7 protein-coding genes are annotated in these 8,783 nt (G+C 63.7%); all 7 read right to left on the bottom strand.

All coding sequences use genetic code 11. The features are described from left to right. Positions 1-165: 165 nt before the first annotated feature. The 7 genes from ACW9IB_RS28805 to ACW9IB_RS28835 are packed head-to-tail and all read right to left on the bottom strand — an operon-like array spanning position 166 to position 8,608. The gene (locus ACW9IB_RS28805; protein WP_457364991.1) at positions 166-1,167 is read right to left on the bottom strand and encodes a diguanylate cyclase; all 1,002 of its coding nucleotides are present in this window, start codon (positions 1,165-1,167) and stop codon (positions 166-168) included. 51 nt (positions 1,168-1,218) lie between these two features. Then, positions 1,219-2,229 (bottom strand): chemotaxis-specific protein-glutamate methyltransferase CheB, encoded by a 1,011-nt coding sequence (gene cheB / locus ACW9IB_RS28810; protein ID WP_457416693.1) that lies wholly within the window; start codon positions 2,227-2,229, stop codon positions 1,219-1,221. Continuing rightward, the gene (locus tag ACW9IB_RS28815; RefSeq protein WP_457416695.1) at positions 2,226-4,523 is read right to left on the bottom strand and encodes a response regulator; all 2,298 of its coding nucleotides are present in this window, start codon (positions 4,521-4,523) and stop codon (positions 2,226-2,228) included. Before ACW9IB_RS28815 ends, cheB begins: the two co-directional genes overlap by 4 nt. Continuing rightward, positions 4,520-5,221: a chemotaxis protein CheW gene (locus tag ACW9IB_RS28820; protein WP_457416697.1), complete on the bottom strand. Its 702-nt coding sequence runs from the start codon at positions 5,219-5,221 to the stop codon at positions 4,520-4,522. Before ACW9IB_RS28820 ends, ACW9IB_RS28815 begins: the two co-directional genes overlap by 4 nt. Next, positions 5,218-6,477: a CheR family methyltransferase gene (locus ACW9IB_RS28825; protein WP_457416699.1), complete on the bottom strand. Its 1,260-nt coding sequence runs from the start codon at positions 6,475-6,477 to the stop codon at positions 5,218-5,220. The genes ACW9IB_RS28820 and ACW9IB_RS28825 overlap by 4 nt, the downstream gene beginning before the upstream one ends. Continuing rightward, complete coding sequence (locus tag ACW9IB_RS28830; RefSeq protein WP_457416701.1) at positions 6,474-6,986, bottom strand: chemotaxis protein CheW; 513 nt, start codon at positions 6,984-6,986, stop codon at positions 6,474-6,476. Before ACW9IB_RS28830 ends, ACW9IB_RS28825 begins: the two co-directional genes overlap by 4 nt. Next, the gene (locus tag ACW9IB_RS28835; protein WP_457364997.1) at positions 6,986-8,608 is read right to left on the bottom strand and encodes a methyl-accepting chemotaxis protein; all 1,623 of its coding nucleotides are present in this window, start codon (positions 8,606-8,608) and stop codon (positions 6,986-6,988) included. Before ACW9IB_RS28835 ends, ACW9IB_RS28830 begins: the two co-directional genes overlap by 1 nt. Between the last annotated feature and the right edge of the window lie 175 nt (positions 8,609-8,783).

The following is an 8,783-nucleotide window of genomic DNA, read 5'->3' on the forward strand; positions in this document are numbered from 1 at the left end:
GCGGCGTGTCAGCGATTACATCTCTAACTGATCCACCGCTTTCGCGAGCAAGCCCGCTCCCACATTTGGACCAAGACCGGCTTCCAGAAACCGGTCGGCTACCAGGCCGCCACGCGTTTGCTTTTGATCTTGGGCGCCCCGTCATGTACACGGCAGCACTCAGCCCTACTCAATCCCCACCTGATTCCGCCCATTATGCTTGGCCGTATACAACCCCTTATCCGCCGCCAGTATCAACTGCCGACAATCCGACCCCTGCTGCGGCGTCATGGTCGATAGCCCAATGCTGACGGTCAGGCTGGAGCCCTCGGTCGGCGCGATATGCGGGATCTTCAACGCCGCCACCGCCATGCGCAGTTTCTCGGCAACCAACCGCGCCCCACCCGGAGAAGTATTCGGCAACACCAGCGAGAACTCCTCACCGCCATAGCGCGCCGGCAAATCCGAAGGCCGGCTGCTGGCCTCGCGAATGGTCGCCGCGACCTTGCGCAAGGCCTCATCGCCTTCGACATGCCCAAAACTGTCGTTATAGGTCTTGAAGAAATCCACATCGATCATCAACAACGACAACTGGGTTTGATCACGCATGGCGCGGCGCCATTCCAGCTCCAGGTATTCGTCGAAATGCCGGCGATTGGACAGCCCGGTCAGGCCATCGGAGTTCATCAGGCGTTGCAGCACCAGGTTGGTGTCCAGCAGTTGTTGCTGGCTGACCCGCAGCGCGCGGTACGCAGCATCCCGCTGCAACAGGGTCATGTAGGAACGCGAGTGATAGCGGATGCGCGCCACCAACTCGATGTTGTCGGGCAGCTTGACCAGATAATCATTGGCCCCGGCAGAAAACGCCGCGCTCTTGATCAGCGGGTCTTCCTTGGTCGACAGCACGATGATCGGGATATTCGCCGTGGCCGGGTGGTTGCGGTATTCGCGCACCAGCGTCAGGCCATCGAGACCGGGCATCACCAGGTCTTGCAGGATCACCGTCGGCTTGATGCGGATCGCCTGGGCAATCGCCTGGTGCGGGTCGGCACAGAAATGGAAGTCGATATTTTCTTCCTGGGCCAGGCCACGCCGTACGGCTTCGCCAATCATGGCCTGGTCGTCGACCAGCAACACCATGGCGGCATTTTCGTCGGTCTTGATGTCGTCGATCTGTAAATCATTCATGTGCAGTCACCTGAATTACTTCCTGCCAGCCAGCACCGCCGGGGGTATGCGTCATTTTGCAAATACCTCCAGCAGACGGGGCGCAATTCTGTCCAGTGGGCGAATTTCAACAGCAGCGTCAATCGCCGCCGCCGCTTTGGGCATGCCATACACCGCCGAGCTCTGCTGATCCTGGGCGATGGTCAAATATCCTTGTTCACGCAGCAACTTGAGGCCCTGGGCCCCGTCGCGCCCCATGCCGGTGAGCAGCACACCGACGGCATCACCGTTCCAATGGCTGGCCACGCTCTCGAAAAACACATCGATGGAAGGCCGGTAAATCTCGTTCACCGGCTCTGCGGTATAGGCTAGCGTGCCATTCTTCAATAGACGAATGTGATGGTTGGTGCCGGCCAGCAGCACCACGCCGCGTTGCGGCGGCTCCCCCTCGCGGGCCAGGCGCACCGGCAGGCTCGACGCACTGCTCAGCCATTCGGCCATGCCGGCGGCGAACACCTGGTCCACATGCTGCACCAGCACGATGGCGGCAGGGAAGTCCCGCGGCAAGCCCTTGAGCAGGGTTTCCAGGGCAGCCGGGCCACCCGCCGACGAACCGATGGCCACCAGGCTCTGACGGGTGCCGCTGATGCGCGGGGGCGCGGTTTCGGCGCGGACACGGCTACCGCGCTGACCGATCAGCCAGCCGATATTGAGGATCTTGCGCAACAGCGGCGCCGCCGCATCGCGGGGGTTGCCGACGCCCAGGGTTGGCGTGTCGACAACGTCCAGCGCGCCATGGCCCATGGCTTCGAACACCCGGCTCACGTTGGCCTGGCGGTCGACGGTGACGATCACGATGGCGCACGGCGTCTCCGCCATGATTCGCCGGGTGGCTTCCACGCCATCCATCACCGGCATGATCAGGTCCATCAGGATCATGTCCGGCGTCAATTCGGCGCAGCGCTGCACCGCTTCCAGGCCATTGCCGGCCACCCACACCACCTCGTGGGCGGGCTCGAAACTCAAGGCGCGGCGCAAGGCCTCCACGGCCAGGGGCATGTCATTGACGATCGCAATCCTCATGCCCGCGCACCTCCGATCAGCTCCACCACGGCGTCCAGCAACGCGTCATCGTGGAAACTGGCTTTGGCTAGATAATAGTCGGCGCCGGCGTCCAGTCCACGTCGCCGGTCTTCTTCGCGATCCTTGTACGACACCACCATCACCGGCAACGATTGCAGGCGACTGTCACGGCGCAGGAGTGTGACCAATTCAATACCGTCCATGCGAGGCATATCAATGTCAGTGATCAGCAGGTCGAAGTCTTCGGAGCGCAAGGCGTTCCAGCCGTCCATGCCATCGACCGCGACGGCCACTTCATAACCACGATTAAGCAGCAATTTGCGCTGCAACTCGCGCACCGTCAGCGAGTCATCCACCACCAGCACGCGTTTGCGTGGCGCTTCGCTGGTTTGCTGGCTGCGCCGGGCGATGCGTTCGAGGCGACCGGTGTTGAGCAGTTTGTCCACCGAACGGAGCATGTCTTCCACGTCGACGATCAGCACCACCGAGCCGTCGTCCAGCAGGGCGCCGGCGGAAATGTCCTGGACCTTGCCCAGGCGGTCGTCCAGCGGCAACACCACCAGCGTGCGCTCGCCGATGAACCGCTCCACCGCGATGCCATACACCGCATCGCGCTCGCGGATCACCACCACCTTCAGGGTGTCTTCGCTGTTCTGCCCGGCCGGGCGCTGCAACAGCTGGCTGGCGGCGACCAGGCCGACATGCCGACCTTCGTGCCAGAAATGCTGGCGGCCTTCCAGTTGCACGATGTCATCCGGCGCCAGGTCGCACATGCGCTCGATATGCGCCAGCGGGAAGGCATAGGCTTCTTCACCGACTTCCACCACCAGGCTGCGCACCACCGACAGGGTCAGCGGCACCTCCAGATGGAAGCGGCTGCCCTGCCCCGCCGTCTGCTCCAGCACCACCGCCCCGCGCAGTTGGCGGACCATATGCTGCACCGCATCCAGCCCGACACCGCGCCCGGACACCTCGGTGACCTTGTCACGCAGGCTGAACCCCGGCAGGAACAGGAAAGTCAGCAGTTCCTCTTCGCTCAGGCGCAGCGCGGTTTCCAGCGGCGACAGGTGCCGGTCGACGATGGTGCCGCGCAGACGCTCCAGGTCGACACCGTTACTGTCGTCGCTCAACTCCAGCACCAGCAGGCCGGCCTGATGGGACGCCCGCAGGCGGATCACGCCTTCCGCCGGCTTGCCGGCCAGCACCCGTTGTTCGGGCATTTCGATACCGTGGTCGACGGCATTGCGCAATAAATGAGTGAGCGGCGCTTCGAGCTTTTCCAGCACGTCGCGGTCGACCTGAGTCTTTTCGCCTTCGATTTCCAGGCGTACCTGTTTGCCCAGGCTGCGGCCCAGGTCGCGCACCATGCGCACCTGCCCGGCCAGCACATCGGCAAACGGGCGCATGCGGCACGCCAGCGCGGTGTCATAGAGCACTTGCGCACGCTGCCCGGCCTGCCAGCCGAACTCGTCGAGCTCGGCGGTTTTTTCCGCCAGCAGCGCCTGGGCTTCGCTGAGCAACCGCCGGGTATCGGCCAGGGCCTCCTGGGCTTCAAGACTCAACGCCTGGGTCTTGAGCTGGCCGTCCAGCGTATCCAGGGCACGCACGCTCTGGCTTTGAATACGCTTCAAGCGCTGGAGGCTGGCCAGGTAGGGTTTGAGCCGCTGGGTTTCCACCAGGGATTTGCTGGACAGGTCCAACAGGCTATTGAGGCGTTCGGCGGTCACCCGCAACACACGCTCGCCACCTTCAGTCATGCGCTTGCTCTGGCGTACCGGCTCAGCGGCAACCGGCGGCGCTGGTTCGGGCTCCGGCGGCAACCCTTCAACGAGCGGTGCAGGCGCAGGCTCCGGCGGCGCGACAGGCGGGGGTGACGGCGGTGGCGTGACCTTGACCGGCGCCTGGGTCGGATCGAGCAGGCGTTCCATCAACGCCACATACCCTTCGATATCCGCCGGGCCCACGTCATTGCCCGGCGTGGCGATGCGCATCAGCAGGTCGGTGCCCTGCAGCAACGCGTCGATATGTTCGGGCTGCAGATACAGACGACCTTCCTGGGCGCTGACCAGGCAATCCTCCATGACATGGGACACGCTGACCCCGGCGTCCACGCCGACAATCCGCGCCGCGCCCTTGAGCGAGTGGGCGGCGCGCATGCAGGCTTCCAGTTGGTCGGCCTGGGTCGGGTTGCGCTCAAGGGCCAACAGGCCCGCGCTCAAGACCTGGGTCTGCGCATCGGCTTCCAGGCTGAACAGTTCCAGCAGCGAGGCATCGCGCATCTGGTCGGGGGTCATGTGAGGCTCCGGGTCACGGCGGACAACAATTGCGCCTCATCCAGCCAACGCAGGCTTCGGCCTTTCCACTGCAACACACCCTGGGTGTAGCGCGCACTGGCCTGGGGGCCGGAAGCCGACGCCGCCTTCAAGGTGCGCTCATCGATGGCATGGATGCCGTCGACCTCATCCACCGGCACCACCACCGGGCCATCCTGCGCGGCGATGATCAGCATGCGCGGCATGATGCGTCCGCCGCCGGTGCCCTGGCTGGCGGCATCGAGCCCCAGCAGTTCCACCAGCGACAGGCACGCCACCAGCGCGCCACGCACATTGGCCACGCCGAGCAAGGCTCGGGAGCGCTGGTGCGGCAGGGAGTGAATCGGCTGCAACGGCGCGACTTCGACCAGGCAACGGGTGGCGATGCCCAGCCATTCCTCGCCCAGGCGGAACATCAGCAGCGAGCGGGTGACAATCTCCTCATCGGCCTCCACGGTGGCCTGGGGACGATGTTCATCCTGTTGCAAGGCATAGCGGTCCAGCAGGCGCGTGGCGGCTGCGGAATACACCGAGCAGTTGCGGCAGTGGATGTGGTCCACCAGCAACGGGCAGGATTTGTCGCCATGGATGCCGATGCGGTTCCAGCAATCGTCGATGGCTTGGGTATCGGCCAGGGTCAGGTCCAGGCCGGTGGTGTCGAGGGAGGCTGGGCTACTCATCGTTCAGGCTCACTGTCAGCTCGCTCGCTACGGGCGGCCCGCGCCTGCAGACGGCGCGCCCCCGCGCTGTCACCCTGGGACTCGAGCAGCGCGGCCAGGTGCATCAGGGCCTGCGGATGCTGGGGTTCCAGGTACAAGGCTTTCCGGTAAAAACCCTGGGCTTCCAGGGTGCTGCCGGCCACATCGCTGAGCAGCCCCAGCCAGTAGAACACCTGGGCGGCCGGCGGGTGGTTGTTCAGATACGCTTCACAGGCCGCACGAGCCTCGGTGCTGCGCCCTTCATTGGCAAGGGTCGCGATGCGGCCGAGCAAGTCCCCGGCCTCGGACGGCTGCGCCTTGGGCAGTGTGTCCTGGGGACGAACGCTGCTGAATGGCCGCGGCCGTGTCGCAATCGGCGCTGCGCTGCGCTGGGGAACGGGAACCGGCATCGGCGTAAACACCGGTTCCGGCCGTACAGGCTCGGCATGCCGGCTGAACGCAAACGACTGCGGCACACCGATCGAACGCATGCCATGGCGCCCCAACAGGCTACCTTCGGCCGGGCCGATGAACAGCACGCCGTCGACATGGGTCAAGTCCTTGAGCACCTCGAACACCTGTTTCTGGGTCGGCTGGTCGAAGTAGATCAGCAGGTTGCGGCAAAACACGAAGTCGTAAGCGGCCTCATTGGCCAGCAGGGCCGGGTCGAGCAGGTTGCCGACTTGCAGGCGCACCTGTTCACGCACCCGCTCGGCCAGGTGATAACCATCGGCGTGCTCGGTGAAGTGGCGCTCGCGAAACTCGGTGTCGGTACCCCGAAACGAATTGCGTCCATACACCCCGCGACGCGCGCGCTCCACCGACAACGGGCTGACGTCCATGCCCTGCACCTTGAATTGATGCGGGGCGAAACCGGCATCGAGCAGGGCCATGGCAATCGAATAGGGTTCTTCACCCGTGGAACAGGGCAGGCTCAGGATGCGCAGTGCGCGCATCTGCTTGATCTCGGCCAGGCGCGTCTTGGCCAGACGGGCCAGCGTCGCGAACGATTCGGGGTAACGGAAAAACCAGGTTTCGGGGACGATCACCGCCTCGATCAGGGCCTGCTGTTCATCGTGAGAGCTGTGCAAATGCTGCCAGTAGTCGTCCGCCGTACGCGCATTGAGCGCCTGAATGCGTTGGCGCACGGCACGTTCGATGATCGCTTCGCCCACCGACGCCACGTCCAGGCCGATACGCTCCTTGAGGAAGGCCGAAAAGCGCGGGTCGCTGCTCATAGGCTCAACTCGGCGGAAAACAACAAGGTGCGCACCTCGTCGGTAAGCAAATCGGCCACACCGATCCATTGCATCAAGCCTGCGGCGTCTTCGCGCACCGGGCCCAGGTACGGCGCCTGGCGATTGTCCAGGCCATAGGGCTGGAACTCGGCGGGATCGCAACGCAGGGTGTCGGTGGCCTGCTCCAGGATCAGGCCCAGCGGGCGCGCATCGATCCAGGGTTGCGGTTGATAGTTGACCAGCACCAGCCGCGTGCTGGTACGCACCTGGGCGGCGGCGCCGAAGGTCAGCGCACTGAGGTCGATCACCGGCACCAGCGCGCCACGGTGGGCAAAAATGCCCGCCACCCACAGGGGTGCATGGGCGATGGGTTTGAGCGGCAGGCGCGGCAATACCTCCGCCACTTCCGTGGCCTTGAGGGCATAGCGTTCGCTGCCGATGTGAAACACCAGGAACAGCACCTTTTTCGCTGCCGGGACGGCGCCGCGTTTAGCCGCGAGGTCGCTCATCAGACTTTGAAACGCGACACGCCGCTGCGCAGACCGACCGCCACCTGGCTCAGCTCATCGATGGCGAAGCTGGCCTGGCGCAGGGATTCGACGGTCTGGCTGCTGGCATCGCCCAGTTGCACCAGGGCGTGGTTGATCTGCTCGGCGCCGGTGGCCTGGGCCTGCATGCCTTCGTTGACCATCAACACCCGCGGCGCCAGCGCCTGTACCTGATGAATGATCTGCGACAGTTGCTCGCCCACTTGCTGCACTTCGAACATGCCCCGGCGCACTTCTTCGGAAAACTTGTCCATACCCATCACCCCCGCCGACACCGCCGACTGGATCTCGCGCACCATCTGCTCGATATCGTAAGTGGCCACCGCAGTCTGGTCGGCCAGGCGACGCACTTCGGTGGCCACCACGGCAAAACCACGCCCGTATTCGCCGGCCTTCTCGGCCTCGATGGCAGCGTTGAGGGACAACAGGTTGGTCTGGTCGGCCACCTTGACGATGGTCACCACCACCTGGTTGATGTTGCCGGCCTTCTCATTGAGGATCGCCAGCTTGGCGTTCACCAGGTCGGCGGCGCCCATCACCGAGTGCATGGTCTCTTCCATGCGTGCCAGGCCTTGCTGGCCGGAGCCGGCGGCGACCGATGCCTGATCGGCGGCGGTGGAGACTTCGGTCATGGTGCGGACCAAGTCCTTGGAAGTTGCGGCGATTTCCCGCGATGTGGCACCGATCTCGGTGGTCGTGGCAGCCGTTTCGGTCGCAGTGGCCTGTTGCTGCTTGGAGGTGGCGGCAATCTCGGTGACGGAGGTGGTCACCTGCACCGAAGAACGCTGGGCCTGGGATACCAGGGCCGTCAGCTCGGTCATCATGTCGTTGAAGCCGGTTTCCACCGCGCCGAATTCGTCCTTGCGCTCCAGGTTCAGGCGCTTGCTCAGGTCGCCATCGCGCATGGTTTCGAGGATATCGACGATACGCTGCATCGGCGACATGATCGCGCGCATCAGCAGCAAGCCACACAGGCCGGCGGCGAGGATCGCCACGGCCAATGACACGAACATGCTGATTTTCGCCGCCGATACCGCCTCATCAATGGCGTTGGTCGCACGGTCGGCGACGTTCTTGTTTTCGGTAATGATGTCGTTGAGCTTCATCCGGCCTGCGGTCCAGGTCGGCGTCAACTCTGTGTCGAACGCCTTGCGCGCGGCAGCCAGGTCACCGTTTTGCAGGCTGTCGAGCACGGTGGACAGGCTCTTGTTATAGGCCTGGTGCAGGGCTTCGAATTTGTCGAACTCGGACCGATCGTTGCTGCCGGAGATGGTTTTTTCGTAGTTGTCCATCTGCTGCAGGATGCGCGCTTCGAAGGATTTGAACTCGGTCTTGTCGGCCTCGCTCAGCTTCTTGTCTTCGCGCAGGCCCAGCAATTCAAGGGTTTGCAGGTAACTGTCGACCCAGGCGCTGCGGATCATCGAACTGAGGTACACCCCAGGCACCGCGTCGTCGCGCACCGCGACTTCGCTGCTTTCGATCTTCAGCAACCGTGAATAGGAGACCACAACCATTAACAGCATGATGGCGATAATGACCGCAAAGCTTGCCAAGATCCGTTGGCGCAAGGTCCAGTTCTTCACAGTGAGTCCTCGAAGGGCCGATCAAATGTCGGGCAGTATAGCTGAGCAGAAGCCCTCATTTATCAATGGGTTTTGATGTAGCACTCACAGAATGCAAAAAACTCGATGCGGGAGCGGGCTTGTGTGGGAGCGGGCTTGCTCGCGAATGCGGAGTGTCAGTCGCTGGATAGGCTGA

It is taken from the genome of Pseudomonas sp. SDO524_S393, from assembly GCF_054071875.1.

Excerpts from the sequence above, each read along its gene's own strand:
- ACW9IB_RS28805 (WP_457364991.1), bottom strand. The coding sequence starts at position 1,167 with ATGAATGATTTACAGATCGACGACATCAAGACCGACGAAAATGCCGCC.
- cheB (WP_457416693.1), bottom strand. The coding sequence starts at position 2,229 with ATGAGGATTGCGATCGTCAATGACATGCCCCTGGCCGTGGAGGCCTTG.
- ACW9IB_RS28815 (WP_457416695.1), bottom strand. The coding sequence starts at position 4,523 with ATGACCCCCGACCAGATGCGCGATGCCTCGCTGCTGGAACTGTTCAGC.
- ACW9IB_RS28820 (WP_457416697.1), bottom strand. The coding sequence starts at position 5,221 with ATGAGTAGCCCAGCCTCCCTCGACACCACCGGCCTGGACCTGACCCTG.
- ACW9IB_RS28825 (WP_457416699.1), bottom strand. The coding sequence starts at position 6,477 with ATGAGCAGCGACCCGCGCTTTTCGGCCTTCCTCAAGGAGCGTATCGGC.
- ACW9IB_RS28830 (WP_457416701.1), bottom strand. The coding sequence starts at position 6,986 with ATGAGCGACCTCGCGGCTAAACGCGGCGCCGTCCCGGCAGCGAAAAAG.